The organism is Pseudaminobacter soli (ex Li et al. 2025) (assembly GCF_003012705.1).
Lineage (GTDB): Bacteria > Pseudomonadota > Alphaproteobacteria > Rhizobiales > Rhizobiaceae > Pseudaminobacter > Pseudaminobacter soli.
The window spans coordinates 210,209-228,604 of the sequence record NZ_PXYL01000007.1 but is presented as its reverse complement, the minus strand read 5'-3'; the positions used below and the strand labels follow the sequence as shown (position 1 = coordinate 228,604).

Here is an 18,396-nt window from a genome sequence, read left to right as displayed (position 1 = left end):
GGCCCGTTTGGCCCGGAAGCCCACCCGCTTCTATATCAGAACCGGGTCGAAATGCCGAAGTTGAAGTTCTGCACGATGTCGTCCTTCTGCTTGAGGACAGGCACCGCGTAGTCGACGCGCAGAGGCCCGAACGGCGACGCCCAGATCAGACCGACGCCGACCGAAGCACGCCACTGCGCACTGGTACCGGCAATCGGCGTGTCCTTGAGGCTGTTGCCGTAGAGCGTGGCGGCATCCGCGAAGACGGCACCGCGCAGACCGAAGCTCTCCGGAACGACCGGCAGCGGGAACTGGGTTTCGAGCGAAGCATTCCAATAGGTGCTGCCGCCCAGATGATCGCCGGTCTTCGGGTCATACGGACCGATTCCGCCATATTCGAAGCCGCGGACCATGCGATCCGTACCCTGGAAGTAGTCGAAGATGCGCAGGTTATTTTCCGAACCGTAGCCAGCAATATATCCACCACCAACAGTGGCAAGGCCGACGATATCCATCTCCTCGGAGAGCGTCTGGTAGTAGGTGCTGCGCCCGGTCAACTTGACATATCTGGCGTCGCCACCAAGACCTGCCACTTCGGTCGTGAAGCCTGCATAGAGACCCGAATGCGGGTTCTTCATGTCGTCGATCGTATTGTAGAGCAACGAACCGGAGACCGAAGACTTATTCCACGGGCTTTCCTTGATACCCTGAAGGATCGCCGGTGAAATGCCGCAATTTTGTCCGTTCGTTTCCAAATTGACGTTGGGATCGTAACAACTATCGTTGCGGAGCTTGTACTTTTCCTGCGTAAAATTGTAGGCCAGCTGCGTCGACAGCGCCTCGGTGATCGGCAGGCCGAAGCGGACGGTCGCGCCGTTCAACTCGCTCTCATACTTCGTATAGGTGCGGGTCTGGCGATAGATATCGAAGCCCGCGGCAATACGACGGCCGAGGAAGTAAGGCTCGGTGAAGGATAGACCGAAGTCACGCGATTTCCGACCGCCACCGGCCGAGAAGCGAATGTACTGACCACGACCGAGGAAGTTGCGCTCGGTGATCGAGCCTTCGATCGACGGGCCAGGCGTCTCGCCGCCGGTCGTGTAACCGGCACCGATGGAGAACTCACCGGTCGACTTCTCGACGACATCGACAACCAGAACAACCTGGTCGGGCTCGCTGCCCGGCACGGTCGAGATCTGAACGCTCTCAAAGAAATTAAGGCCTTCGAGACGCTTCTTCGCGCGCTGGATAAGAACCTGATTGAAGGCATCGCCTTCGCTCACGTCGAACTCGCGACGGATGACATAGTCACGCGTGCGATCGTTGCCGCGGATTTCGATGCGTTCGACATAGGTCTTCGCACCCTGATCCACGGTGTAGGCGACCGAAATCGTGTGATTCTCGAAGTTGCGATCACCGCGTGGATTGACCTGCGCGAAGGCATAGCCTTTGCCGGCGACTTCTTCCGTCAGCGAGATGATCGAGTCTTCGACGTTCTTGGCGCTATAGACGGCGCCAGGCTTGGTCTTCAGCTGAGCCTGAAGGGCCGCGGTGTCGAGTTCCGGAATGGAGCTTTCAACCGTGACGTCGCCGAAATTATAGCGATCGCCTTCCTCCACCACGATGGTGACGGTGTAGGTATTGGACGCCGCGTCCAGTTCGCCACCAGCGGACACCACGCGGAAATCGGCATAGCCGTGATTATAGTAGAAGCGGCGCAGCGCTTCCTCGTCGGCGCGCAGGCGCTCCTGATCATAGATGTCGTCGCGCATCAGGAACGACAGGATCGTCGACTTCTTGGTCGAGATCACGTCTCCCAGCCGACCCGAGCTGAAGGCGTGATTGCCGACGAAATTGATCGCAGCAATCTTGGTGCGCTCACCTTCATTGATCTCGTAGACGACGTTGACGCGATTCTCACCCAGATCGACGGTGCGTGCATTGACGACAGCGTCGTTACGGCCGATTCGGCGATAGGCTTCGCGAATGGCCTCGACGTCCGACTCCATCGTGGCAGCCGAATAGGCGCCGCGCGGCTGGAGCTGGACCGTACCGGACAGCTGCGCGTCCTTGATCTTCTTGTTGCCCTGGAACAGGACCTGGTTGACGACCTTAAGCTCGGAAACCTGCACCACCAGGGTCGAACCGACCTGGTTGATGCTAACATCCGAGAACAGGCCGGTCGCGAAAAGCCGCTTCACGGCCTCGTCGATGTCGGCGCTGGAGAACGGCTTGCCCGGCTTGACGGCAACATAGTCGCGAATCGTCTGCGCCTCGATGCGCTGATTACCCCGCACGTCGATGCTGCTGACGACGGCTGCCGAAGCAGCCGAAACGCTGGCCAGCTGCGCAACCACGGCCCCCGGCACCACCAGAGACGCGGACAGTGCCACCGCAGAAGCGGCGCTTAGAAAACTGGATGCTGCCTTCATCGGGCTATATTACCTTTTCTCGTAGTCCCCACGGCGAGAAAACCGGACGTGCGGTGAATTTCCCATACCGTATTAACCGGATTTTCCCTACACGCAAGGCTTCTGGTTAATTTGCATTTACTCAGTGCAGACCCGTGACTTTCGCGTCACGCATATCGCCACTCATGGTAAACGCCCCCTCAATAAGCCTCCCGTGAAGGGCAAATTTCTTCACAATTTCAGCACCCGAACAGGTCGTTCCAGAACACGAACACCATGAATCCCAGAACGGCCAACATGCCGATTCGGTAGAAAATTTCCATCGTCCGCTCAGACACCGGTCGGCGAATGACAGCTTCTATCCCATAGAAAAGCAAATGGCCGCCGTCCAGTGGTGGAATCGGCAAAAGGTTGAGAAAACCGATTCCTACGGAGAGAAGTGCAACCAGTTGCACAAGCCACTCGAAGCCGAGCTTGGCAGCCCTGCCGGCCATGTCGGCGATCTTGACGGGTCCGCCGAGCTGGCACTTGTCCTCACGGCCGGCCGCGAAACGCTGGAAGAACTGCCCCGTCCGAGCAATGATGTTGCCCGTCTCGCGCACCGCCTCCACAAACGCACCCGCCGGGCTGTAGCTGACCACGCGCGGGCGGCCGAGCTGCTCGTCGTTGATGACGCCGATCACTCCAACCTTGAGCTTGTTGCCGAGGGCGTCGGTCTGCTCCATCGGCTCCGGCGTGGCGGCCAGAGTGATGTCCTTGCCATCACGGTGCAGCACGAAGTTGAGCTTGTCGCCGGCGCGCCCCGAAACCAGGCGCTGGACATCGGAGAAGGTCGTGACCTTCTCGCCATCGACGCTGACGAAGCGATCGCCGGGCTGAAAACCCGCCACGGCAGCCGGGCTGCCCGGCCGGATTTCGGCGACCATCGGTTCCGAGACAAACCGCCCGTACATCGTAAACACCACGGTGAAGACCGCGATGGTCAGAAGGAAATTGAACAGCGGGCCGGCTACAACCGTCGCCGCGCGCTTCCAGACAGGTTGCGTGTGGAAGGCTACCTTGCGCTCCTCATCGGAGAGCTTTTCGGCTTCCTGGGCGTCCGGCGTGCTGGTGACATTCATGTCGCCGACGAACTTGACGTAGCCGCCGAGCGGAATCGCCGAAAGCTTCCAGCGCGTGCCGTGACGATCGGTGAACCCGAAGAGTTCAGGGCCGAATCCGATGGAGAATGCCCTAACTCCGATGCCGCACCAGCGGCCGACGAGGTAATGGCCCATCTCGTGGACGAAGACGACCACGGTCAGCACGAACAGGAACGGGATGATGGTGCCTACGAGCAGACTGTCCGTGCCGAACATCGCAGGAAGTATCTGGCTCAAGGTCATGTCCCCAAATGATTATCGATCTCGCAAGGCCCTCGCGCCGGCAGTGTGACGCCAAAACGGGCGAATCCAAGGCGCAACGTCTACTTCAGCGTGCATGGCGCATTCTGACTAGAGCGGAAACAGACCGCCCGCCGGATTTTCGGCGCCGCCGAAAGCCGTACCGATGACGTATAGTGCCAGGGCCGCAACGACAAGCCCGTCGACCCGATCCATGACGCCACCGTGACCTGGAATCAAGTGGCTGGAGTCCTTCACGCCATGCCGGCGCTTGACCCAGGATTCGAACAGGTCGCCGATCTGGGAGACGATGGACAAGAACAGCACCACCGGAACCATGAGCCCCAGGTGGGGGCTCCCGGCCAGAACTGCAACCGCCAGTGCGGCGATGAGACCACCGATTGTACCGCCGATTGCGCCACTCCAGGTCTTTCCGGGCGAGATCGCGGGTGCAAGTTTCGGGCCGCCGACAGCGCGGCCGACGAAATAGGCGAGGATGTCCGTCGCCCAGACGACGGCGAACAGGAAGAGGATCGCGACCAGACCAGACTGGTCCGCGCCGCGCAGCAGCGCAAGCGAGATGCCCGACAGGCCCGCATAGGCGAGGCCCACCGTATTCCAGCTACCTTGCTTGCCGATCACCGCAAGCCCCGCAGAAACCACGACGGCAGCCGCGAGAGCCAACAAGACAGTCGCTGCCGGAAATCCAACGACCAGCAACAGCAGAACCAGAACAAGCAGTCCGGCCGAAATCCATTGATAGGGGGCGTTGGCCGCGCTCCGCGACATGGCGCTCCACTCGTAGAACATGGCGAGCGCGATGGCGGCTGAAAGCAGGCGGAAATAGAGCCCGCCGAGCCATGTCAGTCCGAGGACGATCACCGCCAGGACGATCGCCGATATCACCCGTTGCTGCAGATTGCTCAGGCCACTCAAGACGCGACGCCTCGCGCGGCCAGACCACCGAAGCGGCGTTCACGCGCGGCAAACTGCTCGAGCGCTTCGGCCAGATGCTCGCTGGTGAAATCGGGCCAGTAGCAAGGCATGAAGATGAACTCGCTATAGGCTGCCTGCCAGAGCAGGAAGTTCGACAGCCGCATCTCGCCGCTGGTGCGTATGACGAGATCCGGGTCGGGAATGTCGGCGGTATCCAGCGCGGCAGCGAAGGTTTCGGCGCTTATCTCGCTCGGAACGATCTGGCCCGCCGCAGCCTGCTCGGCGATCTTTCGCACGGCACGAACGATCTCGTCGCGGCTGCCATAATTGAAAGCGATGACGAGATTGATGGCGTCATTGCCGGCCGTCAGCGCTTCCGCCTCGTCCAGCAAGGCCGCGATGTCCGGCTTCAGGCCGACGCGATCACCGACGATCCGCACGCGCACGCCGTGCTGGTGCAGTTCGGCAAGGTCACGCCGGATGAAGAGCTTTAGAAGCCCCATGAGATCGCTGACCTCGGACTTCGGCCGCGACCAGTTCTCGGATGAGAACGCATAGACCGTGAGCCAGCGAATGCCCTGGGCTGCGGCGGCACGCACGGTCTTGCGAAGGGCCTCGACCCCGGCCTTGTGGCCAGCCAAGCGCGGCAGGCCGCGGGCTTTCGCCCAACGGCCATTCCCATCCATGATGATCGCGACATGCGCGGGGATTGTCATGATCTCGCTTTCGGGTCGCCGACCAGGCAACCTCAAACCTGCATGATCTCGGCTTCTTTTCCGCTAAGCAGGCTGTCGATCGTGCTGATGGTTTCGTCGGTGAGTTTTTGGACCTTCTCGGACTGGATGCGCGAATCGTCTTCGCTGATGTCACCGTCCTTCTGAGCCTTCTTCAAATGATCCATGCCGTCACGGCGAACGTGACGCGCGGCCACGCGCGCGTTCTCCGCATAGGTGTGGGCGATCTTGACCAGTTCCTTGCGGCGCTGCTCGTTGAGCTCGGGCAGCGGAATGCGCAGCGTGGTGCCATCCACGATCGGGTTGAAGCCCAGATTGGACTCGCGAATCGCGCGATCGACGGCGCCGACCATCGACTTGTCCCATACGCTGACGGAGATCATGCGCGGTTCCGGGACCGAGATCGTCGCCACCTGTGCGATCGGCATGGCCGAGCCATAGGCCTGGACATGGATGGGATCGAGAAGGTTACTGGACGCACGGCCGGTCCTCAGCGAAGCCAGATCGTGCTTGAAGGCGTTGACCGCACCTTCCATGCGCCGCTGAATGTCGTTGAAATCTGCGCCGTTGCTCATTTCTTCTTCTCCTTGACCTTCAGATCTTCACGCCAGTCTTTGCGGTTCATGCGTCGGAGACGACCGTGCAGTGGCCGCCGCCCCTGAGTATTTCGCCGAAACCGCCTTTTTCATGTATCGAATAGACGATTATCGGAATGTTGTTTTCACGCGCAAGCGCAATCGCTGCGGTATCCATGATCGAAAGGCCCTTGGCGATGACCTCGGCATGGGTAATGCGCTCGTAGCGCGTCGCCGTGGGGTCTTTCTTGGGGTCGGCCGAGTAAACGCCATCCACCTGGGTGCCCTTGAACAGCGCATCGGCGCCGATTTCGGCGGCGCGGAGCGCGGCTGCCGAATCGGTGGTGAAGAACGGATTGCCGGTGCCGCCGGCAAAGATCACCACCTTGCCTTCGTTCATGTAGGCGGTTGCCTGGCGCTGGGAGAAGCTCTCGCAGAGTTCCGGCATGGCGATAGCCGACAGCACCACGGCATCGACGCCCTGCTTGACCAGCGAGGTGCGCAGCGCCAGCGAGTTGATGACGGTCGCCAGCATGCCCATGTGGTCGCCGGTGACGCGATCACCACCCTTGGAGGCGACAGCCACGCCGCGGAAGATATTGCCGCCACCGATGACCACGCCCACCTCGACGCCAAGCGCCCTCGCCTCGGCGATGTCGGATGCGATGCGATCGACGACTGAGACGTCGATGCCAAAATGCTGATCACCCATCAGCGCCTCGCCCGACGCCTTCAACAACACACGTCGGTATAGGGGTTTGGCCGTCATCTCGTCCTCTTTTGGATCTGTTTTTGTCTACGCACCTTGAATGATGGCGAATGTCCGCCTGCGGGTAATCCATCCCCGGTGCGCGGTTTTGCGCATACACGAAGGGCACCGCGTTGTCACGCGATGCCCCCGATGATGCGTCATGAAGCGCGTGTTGCGCTATTACTTCTTCACAGCTGCTGCAACTTCAGCAGCGAAGTCGCTTTCTTCCTTCTGGATGCCTTCACCCAGAGCGAAGCGGACGAAGCCGGTGATCTTGGCCGGAGCGCCGATTTCCTTCTCGGCGGCCTTGAGGGCTGCCTCGACCGTCAGGTCCGGATTGATCACGAAGGCCTGCTTCAGGAGCACGGATTCTTCGAAGAACTTGCGCAGGCGGCCTTCGACCATCTTCTCGATGACGGCGTCCGGCTTGCCCGATTCGCGGGCCTGTTCGACGAAGATCGCCTTTTCGCGAGCGACGACGGTCGGGTCGACTTCCTCGGCGGTCAGGGCCAGCGGGCTGGTGGCGGCAACGTGCATTGCAACCTGGCGAGCGAAGGCGCGAGCAGCATCGGCGTTGCCGGTCGTCTCGATGGCAACGAGCACACCGAGCTTGCCGAGGCTATCGGCAACTGCGTTGTGCACATAGGTGGCAACCGCGCCAGCCGAAACCGACAGCTTGGCCGAACGACGGAAGCCCATGTTCTCGCCGATGGTGCCGACCGCGTCCTTGATGGTGTCAGTGACGGACTTTTCCGAGCCGGGATAGGCAGCAGCGGCAACAGCGTCGGACTCGCCATTGCCGGCAAGTGCGACGGCAGCAACGTTGCGCACGATATCCTGGAAGGCATCGTTGCGGGCAACGAAGTCGGTCTCGGAGTTCACCTCGACGACGACGGCCGAATTCGCATCGCCGGCAACGCCGATCAGGCCTTCGGCAGCGGTGCGGCCGGCCTTCTTGTCGGCCTTGGCAATGCCCTTGGCACGCAGCCAGTCGATGGCGGCTTCCATGTCGCCGTTGGTCTCGGCGAGCGCCGCCTTACAATCCATCATGCCCGCGCCGGTCACTTCGCGGAGTTCTTTGACCTGTGCTGCTGAAATGCTCATTCTCTTGCCTCTTGGTTCTAAATGCGTGAGCGCACCACCGAACTATCGATGATGCGCCTGACGCCGACGCGACAGACCGCGTCCTATTTCAGAGAAATGAAGGCCGTCGAGCGGCCTTCTACGCCATTACGCCTCGGGCGCAGTGCCCTCATCGAGCGCCGGCTCCGACGGAGCCTCAGCCGAAGCGCCGATGTCGACGCCGAGAGCGCCCTGCTGGCGGGCAATACCGTCAATGGCGGCGCGGGCGATCAGGTCGCAGTAGAGCGAGATGGCGCGGGCGGCGTCGTCATTGCCCGGGATCGGGAAGTCGATCTTGTCCGGGTCGCAGTTCGAATCGATGATGGCGACGACCGGGATGCCGAGACGCTTGGCCTCGAGGATGGCGATCGCTTCCTTGTTGGTGTCGATGACGAACATCAGGTCCGGGGTCGAGCCCATGTCCTTGATACCGCCGAGGGCCTTGTCCAGCTTTTCGCGCTCGCGCTCGAGGTTCAGACGCTCCTTCTTGGTGAAGCCGAGGGCTTCGCCAGCCAGCAGCTCGTCGAGCTTGCGCAGGCGCTGGATCGAGTTGGAGATCGTCTTCCAGTTGGTCAGCATGCCGCCGAGCCAACGCGAGTTGACGTAGTACTGAGCCGAGCGCTGGGCAGCGTCAGCAACGATGTCCGAAGCCTGGCGCTTGGTGCCGACGAAGAGCACGCGGCCGCCCTTGGCAACGGTGTCGGACACCTGCTTGAGCGCCTGGGCGAGCAGCGGAACCGTCTGCGACAGGTCGATGATGTGGATGTTGTTGCGAGCTCCGTAGATGTACGGAGCCATCTTCGGGTTCCAGCGGTGAGTCTGGTGGCCGAAGTGAACACCAGCTTCCAAAAGCTGGCGCATGCTGAAATCAGGCAGTGCCATTCCTAGTTCCTTTCCGGTTAGCCTCCACGGACGTTCCGACATGGTCGAGATGCTATCTCTTCCCTGTCACCGGAGGTGTCAGCCGGATTTCTCCCGGGCAGATACCAAAGTCCGTGTGTGGAATGCGGGCGCATATAGAGGCAGAACGACGGAAAAGCAAGCGGGGCGTCGGCCAGCTCTCTTATCGCCTCGCTCAGCGGCTGGCGATAAGCGCTCCGGTGCCGATCATGGCGCTGCCGGCGACACGGTTCATCCAGCGCATGCGGCCTGATGTATTGAACCATCGGGCGCTGCGGCCGGCCGCCAGCGAATAGAACGTCATGATGCCGACATTGATGCAGAACACCACACCAAGCACGACGACGCCGTCCAGCAGCGTCAGCGCCTTCACATCGAGAATCAGCGGCATGATGGACGCGTGGAACAGGATGGCTTTGGGGTTGCCGAGGCCGACGGCCGCTCCGAGAGCGACCGAACGCCCAGCCTTCGACCGCGGCCGCTCATCAGCGCCGCCCATCGGCTGCGGCGAGCTGCGCCACATCTTGATGCCGAGCCAGATCAAATAAGCAGCGCCGGCATATTTCAGGATCAGGAATATCCACTCGACCGTGTGGGCGACGGCCGCCAGCCCCATCAGCGCCAAGCCGACGAGCACGAGATCGCCGAGGCCGATGCCGATCCCGAGCGCGATGGCCGGAGCTGCACCGCGCGAAACGCCAGTCGTGATGACGGCCAGCATCGACGGACCCGGGCTTGCTGCCGCGGCAAACACGGCACCCGCATAGGCCAGAAGCGCAAACAAGGTCATGCAGCCACCCTCTCCTTGCCCATTCGAACCCGAACGCGTCGGAACACTGCGACGATTTCATCGCGACTGCAAGCAATCGCGCCGAGCCGCAGGGCACGGTCACGCTCGAAGCCGGTGATGTCATAGTGGGGTGCGGTGGTCTTGGGCGGACCCTGATAGGAAGAAAGATGCAAGCCGAGTTGCACGGCGAAGCGATGCAGCTCAGCCAGATCGTCAGCCATCAAGTGGCACCAGAGTCGCCCCTGCCAAAGCCAGATGGCTTCATCGACATAAACCGCCAAGCGCGGCCTATTTATTGCATTTCTGCTGCGGCTGGTCGAACAGCTTCAGGTTGACCAGCTTGCCGGTCATCGAGAAGTCGCCGTAATCCATGACCAGGTCGCGGGTCAGGCCGTTTTCGTGAAGCTTGAAGCTGATACGATATTCGGGAATCTCCTCGCCATTTTTCGAGGTCTCGTCGAAATAGGCGATGTTGACCGGCCAGTACTTTTCTTTGGCCAGGCCCTTGAGCGCCGGCAGCTCGGGATCGGTCTTCGACGATTCCGTCTGCTTGCCGACGATGACGGTGGTGGTCATGACCTTGTCGGCGTCTTCCGAGCCGTCGAAGAGATTGGTCTCGTAGAAGGTCTCGCCGCTGTTGGCCTTGCGGATCAGTTCCTCGAGGTGCTGAGTCGGAAACTGGGTGCGACCGAGTTCGAGACGGTTCTTTTCCGGCTTGTCGATGCTGACGTTCAGCCCCGCCTTCTCGCGTGTCGCCGTACCCTTCACCTCGCGCTCAAGGTTCTGGTCCACGAAGGATTTGGTCACGAAGCTGAAGGTCTTGCCCTCAGCGTCCTCGTAGGTGGTCGTCTGTTGGTCGGTAAGGCGCGTGTTGTCGCCCGTATTGATCTGGGTGACGAAGCGGAAGTTCACCGTATAGCCATCGCAAGGCGAGCCGTTGAACTCATAGACCATGCGGCCGGTGAGCCCAGTGATGCCGGAGCGATCCGTAGCCTTGTCCAGGACGAGGTCATAGACGGCGCGATGCGGAGCAAGCGGGGTCACGGCAAAGGCCGGGACGGTACCGATGGCGGATGTCGAGAGAAGAGCAAGCAAGGCAAGGCGCACTGCGCGCATGAAGACACTCCGGTGTCGCGGCCACTCGACCGCAGAAATGAAGTCCACATTCGAAAAAAGTCGTGGCGGAAGCGAGGCAAAAATAGCAGTTTGCGCGCGGCAACCGACTTCCATGTCGAAACATAAGGAAAGACGATGAGCGAAACAATCGAAAACCGGCTCAGCAAGCTGGGCGTCACCCTGCCTGTGGCTGCGGCACCGGCCGCCAACTACGTGCCCTATATGCAGAGCGGCAAGCACGTTTTCACGGCGGGCCAGTTGCCGCTGAAGGACGGCAAGCTCGTCGCCTCCGGTCTGCTCGGCCGCGATCTCGACACCGCCGCCGGCCAGGAAGCCGCCAAATACTGCGCCATCAACATTCTGGCCCAGGTGAAGGCCGCGCTCGGCGATCTCGAGAAGATCAAGCGCCTGGTCAAGATCACGGTCTTCGTCGCCTCCTCGCCCGATTTCACCGAGCAGCATCTGGTGGCCAACGGCGCTTCCGATTTCCTCGTCGCCGCGCTTGGCGATGCCGGCAAGCATGCCCGCTCGGCGGTTGGCGTGGCGGTTCTGCCGCTCAATGCCGCGGTTGAGATCGAAGCCATCGTCGAAGTCGCCTGAAAGACCCGATCATGAGCGAACTCTCCTGGCTGACGGCACGGCCGATCGCGCATCGTGGCTACCACGATCTCAACAACGCAGTGTGGGAAAACACGCTGTCGGCTTTCGATCGCGCCATAGCCAGGGGCTACGCGATCGAGTGCGATGTGCACCTGTCTTCCGATGGCATTCCGGTCGTCTTCCATGACGACGACCTGAAGCGGCTGACAGGCACGGAAGGATTCATCTGGCAGCGCACGGCGGCCGAAATGGCTGCCCTGCGCATCGGCGGTACGGCAGACCATGCACCGACGCTGCAGGAAATGCTGGACCGTGTTGCCGGTCGGGTGCCATTGGTGATCGAGCTCAAGGGCATTCCGGGCAAGGATGAAGGCCTTGTCGAGAAGGTCTGCGCCTTGTTGCGGAACTATCGCGGCGAAGCGGCGATCATGTCTTTCGATCACTGGCTAATCCGCCAGTTCCCGGCTCATGCGGGCGACATCCCGACCGGCCTGACCGCCTATGGCACCAAGGACCACGAGTTGGAGGCGCATTTCTCGATGCTTGCAAATGGCATCTCCTTCGTTTCCTACGGCGTCTACGATCTGCCGAACCGCTTCGTCGGCTTCGTGCGCGAAAGGCTGAACATGCCGGTGATCACCTGGACGGTTCGGGACCAGGCGGCGGTGGCCCAGACCTTCGCCCACGCCGACCAGATGACCTTCGAAGGTTTTGAGCCGGAAGTGGCAAGTTCGTGATTGTCTTGCAGTGCCCTCTTGCACCGCCATACGGGTTACGTATCTAAAACCCCATGGACAGCACGCGCGACGGCACTGAACCCCACGCGGATGGCGACTTCGCCATCCGCGTCGTCGACAGCATGGGCGGCTTCGCCCGCGCCGAATGGGAAAGCTTGACCGGAACCTCGCGAAACGAGTCCGGAAATCCATACAACCCATTCATATCATACGAATTTCTTAGTTCGCTCGAAGAGTCTGGTTGCGCCGTTCGCCGGTCCGGCTGGATGGGCCATCACCTGCGGCTCGAAGCGCCGGGCGGCCGTCTTCTCGGGGCGGTGCCCTGCTATGTGAAATCGCACAGCCAGGGCGAATATGTTTTCGACCATGGCTGGGCCGATGCCTTCGAGCGCGCGGGCGGGCGGTACTATCCCAAGCTGCAGGCGTCGGTGCCTTTCACGCCGGCCACCGGCCCGCGGCTCCTGGCGCATCGCGTTGCCGACGCCGATAACGTGCGAGCCGCACTGGCCTCAGGCCTCAAGCTGGTGACGGACAAAATCGGCGTATCGTCGGCCCATGTGACCTTCGCTACAGAGGACGACGTGGCGGCGCTGGAAGCCGCTGGCTTCCTCACCCGCACCGATCAGCAGTTCCATTTCTTCAACGAGAACTATTCCAGCTACGACGACTTCCTCGCCACGCTTGCCTCACGGAAGCGCAAGGCGCTGAAGAAGGAACGTCGCGAGGCGCTGGCGCATGGCATCGAGATCGACTGGCTGACCGGCAGCGACCTGACGGAGCGCGTCTGGGACGATTTCTTCGCCTTCTACATGGATACGGGCAGCCGCAAATGGGGCCGCCCCTACCTCAACCGCACGTTCTTCTCGCTGATCGGCGAACGTATGCGCGACGACATCCTGCTGGTGATGGCACGGCGCAATGGCCGCTACATAGCGGGCGCCATCAATTTCATCGGCTCCGACACGCTCTTCGGCCGCAACTGGGGCTGCATCGAGGATCACCCCTATCTGCATTTCGAGGTCTGCTATCATCAGGCGATCGATTTCGCGATCGCCAACAAGCTGAGGGTGGTGGAGGCAGGCGCGCAGGGCGAGCACAAGCTGGCGCGCGGCTACAGGCCCGTCACGACCCGCTCGGCCCACTACATCGTCCATGCGGGCTTGCGAAACGCGGTTGCGGGCTATCTCGAGCGCGAACGCGAGGAGGTCGAGCAGATCGGCGAGTATCTCGACGAGCACAGCCCGTTCAGGAAGGATCTCGCCGAGCCTGACAGCTAAGGCGTCAGTGCACCAGCGTCTTCGAGTAGAGGTTGATGATGCCGACGCCCACCATGATGAACCCCATGCCGATCAAGGCAGGCATGTCGAGCGCCTGGCGGAACCACACCCAGCCGATCGCGGTGATGAGAATGATGCCGGCGCCGCACCAGAGGGCATAGACCACGCCGACCGGCATGATACGCAGGGTCAGGGACAGGAAATAGAAGGCAAGCGCATAGCCCGTAACCGTCACCAGCGACGGCAGCAGCCGGGTGAATCCGTGCGTTTCCTTCAGCGCCGTCGTTGCCAGCACTTCGAATATGATGGCTATGACCAGATAGCCGTAGTTCCAATTCATGCGTGTTCCTGTCTCGTTGATTGCGGGCTGTTGCCGAAACGACTATGACGCGAACACGCACACGATGAGAGGCACACCATGAAATACGACGATACCAACGTGTTCGCGAAGATCCTGCGCGGCGAACTGCCCGCCCACAAGGTCTATGAGGATGAAACGGCGATCGCCTTCATGGATCTCATGCCCCAGGGCACGGGCCATACGCTCGTAGTTCCTAAGGCCGCTTCCCGCAACCTCCTGGACGCCGATCCCGCTGTTTTCGGCCCGCTCATGGGCGTCGTGCAGAAGATCGCCCGTGCTGCCAAGGAGGCTTTTGTCGCGGACGGCGTGACGGTCATCCAGTTCAACGAGCCGGCCGCCGGGCAGACCGTATTTCACCTGCACGTGCACGTCTTGCCGCGCTTCGAGGGCGTGCCGCTGAAGCCGCATACGGGCCAGATGGAAGAGCCGGAAGTGCTGGCCGAGCACGCAGAGAAGCTTCGCGCCGCCCTGGCTGCCGCGTAGCAGCGCAGTTACGACACCAAGATTCCCATAGCCAAAACGATCTCGGCCGCAATGATGCCCACCAGCACGCGGCGGCCGAGCAGAAGATAGGCGATAAAACCAATCGCTACGGCCCGATCCGCAAGGCAAGCGACGTCGCTGCCAGTGCGCCGGTCGGAAAGACGATCAGGTTGCCGATGACGGCAGCCACCAACGCGGTCGCCACGGTGCGCACCAGCACCAGAATATCCGAGCTTTCCGAAATCCGGCCGCCGAAATAGACGCCGAGAAAGCGCCAGCTGTCGGTCGCCAGCCACCCGGCGACAAGGATGAACAGGAACGGCCACCACCAGGCATCGATCGCGGTGAAGGTCATGCGGTCGCCCTCCGTCGCGCCAGACGGTGATAGATGTAAGCGGCCACGCCGCCGGTGAGCCCCGCCGCCAACAGGTCGAATCCGGGCCAGACGGTGTGGAAAAGCGGCCCAAGCCCTAACCCCAAGACCATCGCCACATGCCCTGCCCGCTCGCGCGCCGAGCCCCAGAGCGAGGTCAGGAAATACATCGGCGTGAGCAGCAGCAGCCCCGCCGAGACGATGGGCGGCAGATTGCCCGCGAGCACAAACACCACGCCGACGACGACCATGTTCGTCAGCACCAGCGTAAAGCCCAGTCCGGCGTAATAGGTCGCGCGCATTTCCCTTGGAATGCCCCCGACGCGCTCCATCGCGAGCACCCAGGACGTGACGGCAACGCAATGGGAGAGCAGATAAAGCAGCCATTTAGGCGTGCGCGACCCTTTGAGTTCCGGCACGAGCGCCACCACCATCGGCATCAGACGGATGGATGACAGTGCCACCGCGAAGGTTGCCGCCGGCAGCGAGGCGCCTGACATGATCGCGCCGACCAGAACCACCTTGGCCGGCAGCGCCCAGACCATGCCCGTCATGAACACGGCCTGCGCCAGTGTCAGTCCGGCCTCGCGCGCAAGTCCGGCGAATCCGATGAAGGCGCTGGCAAGGATCAGCCCGGGAACCGAAAAGGCCGTCCGGACGCCCCGCAAAAACCAGATACGGCGTGCATCGGTGCCTGAAGAATGGACTGGCTCAGGTAATGTGGAGGTATCGTCTGGCATCGAGGCGCTGATTAGCACGCGCCGCCCGACGCAGCGACATCAAAACCTTGGACCAGTCGCCGGTCGTCAGGAGAGATTTTGTTCGAGGCACCCGACAGCGTGCCCCGTCAAAATGAGTGTGACCGGCGTGGAAAATCAGCGTCTCCGGCTTGGTCACCTTGGGCATCTAACGACATGCCAAAAGAAAGCCGCCGGCCGCTTTATGCGGCCGGCGGCTCTTCATTGGTTCAGGTGTCTTCTCAGCCCTTGCGCGGCAGTTGCGGCACCAGGCTCCGCTTGGTCCCGTCCTTGCCATTGGGAGCGGCCTTGGGCTTCTGGCTCGTGGCTTTCTTTGCCACGGCCTTCTTTGCCGCCGGCTTCCTCGCCGGACCCTTGGTCTCTTCCTTCTTGGGCTTCACCGGCACCTCGTCGGCGATGCTCTCGAGCTTCAGGCCGGTCTCGCCGTCTTCCTTCTTCTCGACGGTGACGCGGACCGTGCCACCCTTCTTGAGCTTTCCGAACAGCACCTCTTCAGCCAACGGCTTCTTGACGTACTCCTGGATGACACGGCTGAGCGGCCGTGCACCCATGCGCTCGTCGTAGCCCTTCTCGGCCAGCCATGCGATGGCTTCGGGCGACAGGTCGAAGGTCACGCCGCGATCGGAGAGCTGGGCCTCCAACTGCATGACGAACTTCTGCACGACCTGATGCACCACCGGCACCGGCAGCGAACCGAACGGGATGATGGCATCGAGACGGTTGCGGAACTCCGGCGAGAACAGCCGGTTGATCGCTTCCATGTCGTCGCCTTCCCGCTTCGACGAGCCGAAGCCGATGGCCGCCTTGGCCATGTCGGCAGCACCCGCATTGGTCGTCATGATCAGGATGACGTTGCGGAAGTCGATCTGCTTGCCGTTGTGGTCGGTCAGCTTGCCGTGGTCCATGACCTGCAACAGGATGTTGAACAGGTCCGGATGAGCTTTTTCGACCTCGTCGAGCAGCAACACGCAGTGCGGATGCTGGTCGACGCCGTCGGTCAGCAGGCCGCCTTGGTCGAAGCCGACATAGCCGGGAGGCGCGCCGATCAGACGCGAGACAGTGTGGCGCTCCATGTACTCGGACATGTCGAAGCGGATCAGCTCGACGCCGAGCGACGCAGCCAGCTGCCGCGCCACCTCGGTCTTGCCGACGCCCGTCGGACCCGAGAACAGGTAGGAGCCGATCGGCTTCTCCGGTTCGCGCAGGCCCGCACGCGCCAGCTTGATCGCCGAGGCAAGCGCGGTGATCGCTGTATCCTGACCGTAGACGACGCGGCGTAGCTCGGCTTCCAGATTGGCAAGCACTTGCTCGTCGTCGGCCGAAACCGTCTTGGGCGGAATGCGCGCCATCGTGGCGATGGTCGCCTCGATCTCCTTGATGCCGATGGTCTTCTTGCGCTTGCCTTCGGGCAGCAGCATCTGCGAGGCACCGGTTTCGTCGATCACGTCGATCGCCTTGTCCGGCAGCTTGCGGTCGTTGATGTAGCGCGCCGACAGCTCCACCGCGGCCTTGATGGCCTCGTTGGTGTATTTCACCCGGTGGAACTCTTCATAGTAGGGCTTCAGGCCCTTCATGATCTCGATGGCGTCGTCGACCGTCGGCTCCTTCACGTCGATCTTCTGGAAGCGCCGCACCAGAGCGCGGTCCTTCTCAAAGAACTGGCGGAATTCCTTGTAGGTGGTCGAGCCGATGCAGCGAATCGCGCCGGACGACAGAGCCGGCTTCAGGAGGTTCGATGCATCCATCGCACCGCCCGACGTCGCGCCGGCGCCGATCACCGTGTGGATCTCGTCGATGAACAGCACCGCTCCCGGATACTCTTCCAGTTCCTTGACGACCTGCTTCAGGCGCTCCTCGAAATCGCCGCGATAGCGCGTGCCGGCCAGCAGCGTGCCCATGTCGAGCGCGAAGATGGTGGCATCGGCCAGCACGTCGGGAACGTCGCCCTCGACAATGCGCTTGGCCAGCCCTTCGGCAATCGCAGTCTTGCCCACGCCGGGATCACCGACATAGAGCGGGTTGTTCTTTGAACGGCGGCACAGCACCTGGATGGTGCGATTGATTTCTTGCTCGCGGCCGATCAACGGATCGATCTTGCCGGCGCGGGCCTTCTTGTTGAGATCGATGCAGTAGGCCGCCAGCGCGTCCTGCTGCTTCTTCTTGCCGCCCTCTTCCGATTCGTTGCCGGAAGAGCCGGCATGATCGTCCTCGGCGCCGCGCGGCGTGCGCGTTTCGCTCGCTCCGGGCCGCTTGGCGATGCCGTGGCTGATGTAGTTGACCGCGTCGTAACGGGTCATCTGCTGTTCCTGCAGGAAATAGGCGGCATGGCTTTCGCGCTCGGCGAAGATCGCGACGAGCACATTGGCACCCGACACCTCATCGCGGCCCGACGACTGAACGTGGATGACCGCACGCTGGATGACGCGCTGGAAACCTGCCGTAGGCTTGGAATCCTCGTCGTAGCCGGTGACCAGATTGTCGAGTTCGGTGTCGATATAGTTGAGGACGGTGCGTTTCAGTTCAGCCAGGTCGACATTGCAGGCGCGCATGACCGCCGCCGCTTCCGCGTCGTCGATCAGGGCCAACAGAAGATGTTCGAGCGTCGCATATTCATGATGACGCTCGTTGGCGAATGTGAGCGCCTGGTGAAGCGCCTTTTCCAGGCCCGGTGAGAAAGCCGGCATTCAAAACCTCATTTCTTCTCCATCACGCATTGCAGCGGATGTTGATTCTGACGGGCAAAATCCATGACCTGGGACACCTTCGTCTCGGCCACTTCAAATGTATAAACCCCACACTCGCCCACGCCATGATTGTGTACATGCAACATGATCCGAGTGGCGGTTTCGCGATCCTTCTGGAAAAATCGTTCCAAAATATGGATCACGAACTCCATCGGTGTGTAGTCATCGTTGAGGATCAGAACCCGATACAGGCTGGGCTTCTTTGTCTTCGGCTTTGTGCGAGTGATAACCGCCGTCCCCCGTCCGGGAACGTTGCCACTACCCTCGCCATTTTGCATATGCGCCATTCGCATTCCCATGGCGCCCCCGACGCTCGTCACTCTTCTCTTACCTTTCGCGGGATCCTCACCCGCACTCAAATGTAGGT

Annotated in this window: 20 protein-coding genes; 4 read left to right on the top strand and 16 right to left on the bottom strand. The window is 61.6% G+C overall.

The annotated features are described in order from the left end of the window. Positions 1-35: 35 nt before the first annotated feature. From bamA to C7I85_RS16000, 11 genes are all read right to left on the bottom strand, one after another. Positions 36-2,411, bottom strand: coding sequence for an outer membrane protein assembly factor BamA (gene bamA / locus C7I85_RS16050; RefSeq protein WP_106724992.1), 2,376 nt, complete (start codon positions 2,409-2,411; stop codon positions 36-38). Positions 2,412-2,629: 218 nt separating this feature from the next. Then, on the bottom strand, positions 2,630-3,769 hold the full coding sequence (gene rseP / locus C7I85_RS16045) for an RIP metalloprotease RseP (protein WP_106725109.1): 1,140 nt from the start codon (positions 3,767-3,769) through the stop codon (positions 2,630-2,632). Between the two features lie 114 nt (positions 3,770-3,883). Then, positions 3,884-4,699, bottom strand: coding sequence for a phosphatidate cytidylyltransferase (locus C7I85_RS16040; protein ID WP_106725108.1), 816 nt, complete (start codon positions 4,697-4,699; stop codon positions 3,884-3,886). A 5-nt stretch (positions 4,700-4,704) separates the two neighbouring features. Beyond that, positions 4,705-5,424, bottom strand: a complete 720-nt coding sequence (locus C7I85_RS16035; protein ID WP_106725107.1) for an isoprenyl transferase — start codon at positions 5,422-5,424, stop codon at positions 4,705-4,707. 32 nt (positions 5,425-5,456) lie between these two features. Continuing rightward, complete coding sequence (frr, locus tag C7I85_RS16030; protein ID WP_106724991.1) at positions 5,457-6,017, bottom strand: ribosome recycling factor; 561 nt, start codon at positions 6,015-6,017, stop codon at positions 5,457-5,459. A 46-nt stretch (positions 6,018-6,063) separates the two neighbouring features. Further along, the gene (gene pyrH / locus C7I85_RS16025; RefSeq protein WP_106724990.1) at positions 6,064-6,786 is read right to left on the bottom strand and encodes a UMP kinase; all 723 of its coding nucleotides are present in this window, start codon (positions 6,784-6,786) and stop codon (positions 6,064-6,066) included. A gap of 162 nt (positions 6,787-6,948) precedes the next feature. Continuing rightward, complete coding sequence (gene tsf / locus C7I85_RS16020; RefSeq protein WP_106724989.1) at positions 6,949-7,872, bottom strand: translation elongation factor Ts; 924 nt, start codon at positions 7,870-7,872, stop codon at positions 6,949-6,951. A 126-nt stretch (positions 7,873-7,998) separates the two neighbouring features. Further along, positions 7,999-8,772 carry a 30S ribosomal protein S2 gene (gene rpsB / locus C7I85_RS16015; RefSeq protein WP_106724988.1) on the bottom strand — a complete coding sequence of 258 codons (774 nt, stop codon included), beginning with the start codon at positions 8,770-8,772 and terminating at the stop codon, positions 7,999-8,001. Positions 8,773-8,965: 193 nt separating this feature from the next. Further along, complete coding sequence (locus C7I85_RS16010) at positions 8,966-9,580, bottom strand: LysE family translocator (protein WP_106724987.1); 615 nt, start codon at positions 9,578-9,580, stop codon at positions 8,966-8,968. Next, positions 9,577-9,861: a DUF4031 domain-containing protein gene (locus C7I85_RS16005; protein WP_106724986.1), complete on the bottom strand. Its 285-nt coding sequence runs from the start codon at positions 9,859-9,861 to the stop codon at positions 9,577-9,579. Before C7I85_RS16005 ends, C7I85_RS16010 begins: the two co-directional genes overlap by 4 nt. A 7-nt stretch (positions 9,862-9,868) precedes the next feature. After that, positions 9,869-10,696: a cell envelope integrity EipB family protein gene (locus C7I85_RS16000; protein ID WP_106724985.1), complete on the bottom strand. Its 828-nt coding sequence runs from the start codon at positions 10,694-10,696 to the stop codon at positions 9,869-9,871. Positions 10,697-10,831: 135 nt separating this feature from the next. On the opposite strand from C7I85_RS16000, the gene C7I85_RS15995 reads away from it, so the two are divergent. The 3 genes from C7I85_RS15995 to C7I85_RS15985 are packed head-to-tail and all read left to right on the top strand — an operon-like array spanning position 10,832 to position 13,310. Continuing rightward, complete coding sequence (locus C7I85_RS15995; RefSeq protein ID WP_106724984.1) at positions 10,832-11,296, top strand: RidA family protein; 465 nt, start codon at positions 10,832-10,834, stop codon at positions 11,294-11,296. 11 nt (positions 11,297-11,307) lie between these two features. After that, positions 11,308-12,033 (top strand): glycerophosphodiester phosphodiesterase, encoded by a 726-nt coding sequence (locus C7I85_RS15990; protein ID WP_106724983.1) that lies wholly within the window; start codon positions 11,308-11,310, stop codon positions 12,031-12,033. A gap of 53 nt (positions 12,034-12,086) precedes the next feature. Beyond that, the gene (locus tag C7I85_RS15985) at positions 12,087-13,310 is read left to right on the top strand and encodes a GNAT family N-acetyltransferase (protein WP_106724982.1); all 1,224 of its coding nucleotides are present in this window, start codon (positions 12,087-12,089) and stop codon (positions 13,308-13,310) included. Positions 13,311-13,314: 4 nt separating this feature from the next. On the opposite strand, the gene C7I85_RS15980 is transcribed toward C7I85_RS15985, so the two are convergent. Next, entirely contained in the window at positions 13,315-13,650 is a 336-nt protein-coding gene (locus tag C7I85_RS15980) for a DMT family transporter (protein WP_106724981.1), read from the bottom strand. A 78-nt stretch (positions 13,651-13,728) separates the two neighbouring features. Here C7I85_RS15980 and C7I85_RS15975 point away from each other — a divergent pair, with 78 nt between their 5' ends. After that, positions 13,729-14,154: an HIT family protein gene (locus tag C7I85_RS15975; protein WP_106724980.1), complete on the top strand. Its 426-nt coding sequence runs from the start codon at positions 13,729-13,731 to the stop codon at positions 14,152-14,154. A gap of 106 nt (positions 14,155-14,260) precedes the next feature. Here C7I85_RS15975 and C7I85_RS15970 read toward each other — a convergent pair whose 3' ends face one another. The 4 genes from C7I85_RS15970 to clpS all read right to left on the bottom strand — a co-directional run bounded on the left by C7I85_RS15970 (position 14,261) and on the right by clpS (position 18,307). Beyond that, a complete protein-coding gene (locus tag C7I85_RS15970) occupies positions 14,261-14,509 on the bottom strand; it encodes an AzlD domain-containing protein (protein ID WP_428832865.1) in 249 nt (82 codons plus the stop codon). Beyond that, positions 14,506-15,267, bottom strand: coding sequence for an AzlC family ABC transporter permease (locus C7I85_RS15965; protein ID WP_106724979.1), 762 nt, complete (start codon positions 15,265-15,267; stop codon positions 14,506-14,508). The genes C7I85_RS15970 and C7I85_RS15965 overlap by 4 nt, the downstream gene beginning before the upstream one ends. 239 nt (positions 15,268-15,506) lie before the next feature. Next, positions 15,507-17,969, bottom strand: coding sequence for an ATP-dependent Clp protease ATP-binding subunit ClpA (gene clpA, locus C7I85_RS15960; protein WP_106724978.1), 2,463 nt, complete (start codon positions 17,967-17,969; stop codon positions 15,507-15,509). Positions 17,970-17,977: 8 nt separating this feature from the next. After that, complete coding sequence (gene clpS, locus C7I85_RS15955) at positions 17,978-18,307, bottom strand: ATP-dependent Clp protease adapter ClpS (protein ID WP_106725106.1); 330 nt, start codon at positions 18,305-18,307, stop codon at positions 17,978-17,980. Positions 18,308-18,396 lie beyond the last annotated feature (89 nt).

Coding starts and splice junctions, on each gene's coding strand:
- bamA (WP_106724992.1), bottom strand. CDS start 2,411: ATGAAGGCAGCATCCAGTTTTCTAAGCGCCGCTTCTGCGGTGGCACTG.
- C7I85_RS16035 (WP_106725107.1), bottom strand. CDS start 5,424: ATGACAATCCCCGCGCATGTCGCGATCATCATGGATGGGAATGGCCGT.
- frr (WP_106724991.1), bottom strand. CDS start 6,017: ATGAGCAACGGCGCAGATTTCAACGACATTCAGCGGCGCATGGAAGGT.
- pyrH (WP_106724990.1), bottom strand. CDS start 6,786: ATGACGGCCAAACCCCTATACCGACGTGTGTTGTTGAAGGCGTCGGGC.
- tsf (WP_106724989.1), bottom strand. CDS start 7,872: ATGAGCATTTCAGCAGCACAGGTCAAAGAACTCCGCGAAGTGACCGGC.
- rpsB (WP_106724988.1), bottom strand. CDS start 8,772: ATGGCACTGCCTGATTTCAGCATGCGCCAGCTTTTGGAAGCTGGTGTT.
- C7I85_RS16010 (WP_106724987.1), bottom strand. CDS start 9,580: ATGACCTTGTTTGCGCTTCTGGCCTATGCGGGTGCCGTGTTTGCCGCG.
- C7I85_RS16000 (WP_106724985.1), bottom strand. CDS start 10,696: ATGCGCGCAGTGCGCCTTGCCTTGCTTGCTCTTCTCTCGACATCCGCC.
- C7I85_RS15995 (WP_106724984.1), top strand. CDS start 10,832: ATGAGCGAAACAATCGAAAACCGGCTCAGCAAGCTGGGCGTCACCCTG.
- C7I85_RS15990 (WP_106724983.1), top strand. CDS start 11,308: ATGAGCGAACTCTCCTGGCTGACGGCACGGCCGATCGCGCATCGTGGC.
- C7I85_RS15985 (WP_106724982.1), top strand. CDS start 12,087: ATGGACAGCACGCGCGACGGCACTGAACCCCACGCGGATGGCGACTTC.
- C7I85_RS15980 (WP_106724981.1), bottom strand. CDS start 13,650: ATGAATTGGAACTACGGCTATCTGGTCATAGCCATCATATTCGAAGTG.
- C7I85_RS15975 (WP_106724980.1), top strand. CDS start 13,729: ATGAAATACGACGATACCAACGTGTTCGCGAAGATCCTGCGCGGCGAA.
- C7I85_RS15970 (WP_428832865.1), bottom strand. CDS start 14,509: ATGACCTTCACCGCGATCGATGCCTGGTGGTGGCCGTTCCTGTTCATC.
- C7I85_RS15965 (WP_106724979.1), bottom strand. CDS start 15,267: ATGCCAGACGATACCTCCACATTACCTGAGCCAGTCCATTCTTCAGGC.
- clpA (WP_106724978.1), bottom strand. CDS start 17,969: ATGCCGGCTTTCTCACCGGGCCTGGAAAAGGCGCTTCACCAGGCGCTC.
- clpS (WP_106725106.1), bottom strand. CDS start 18,307: ATGCAAAATGGCGAGGGTAGTGGCAACGTTCCCGGACGGGGGACGGCG.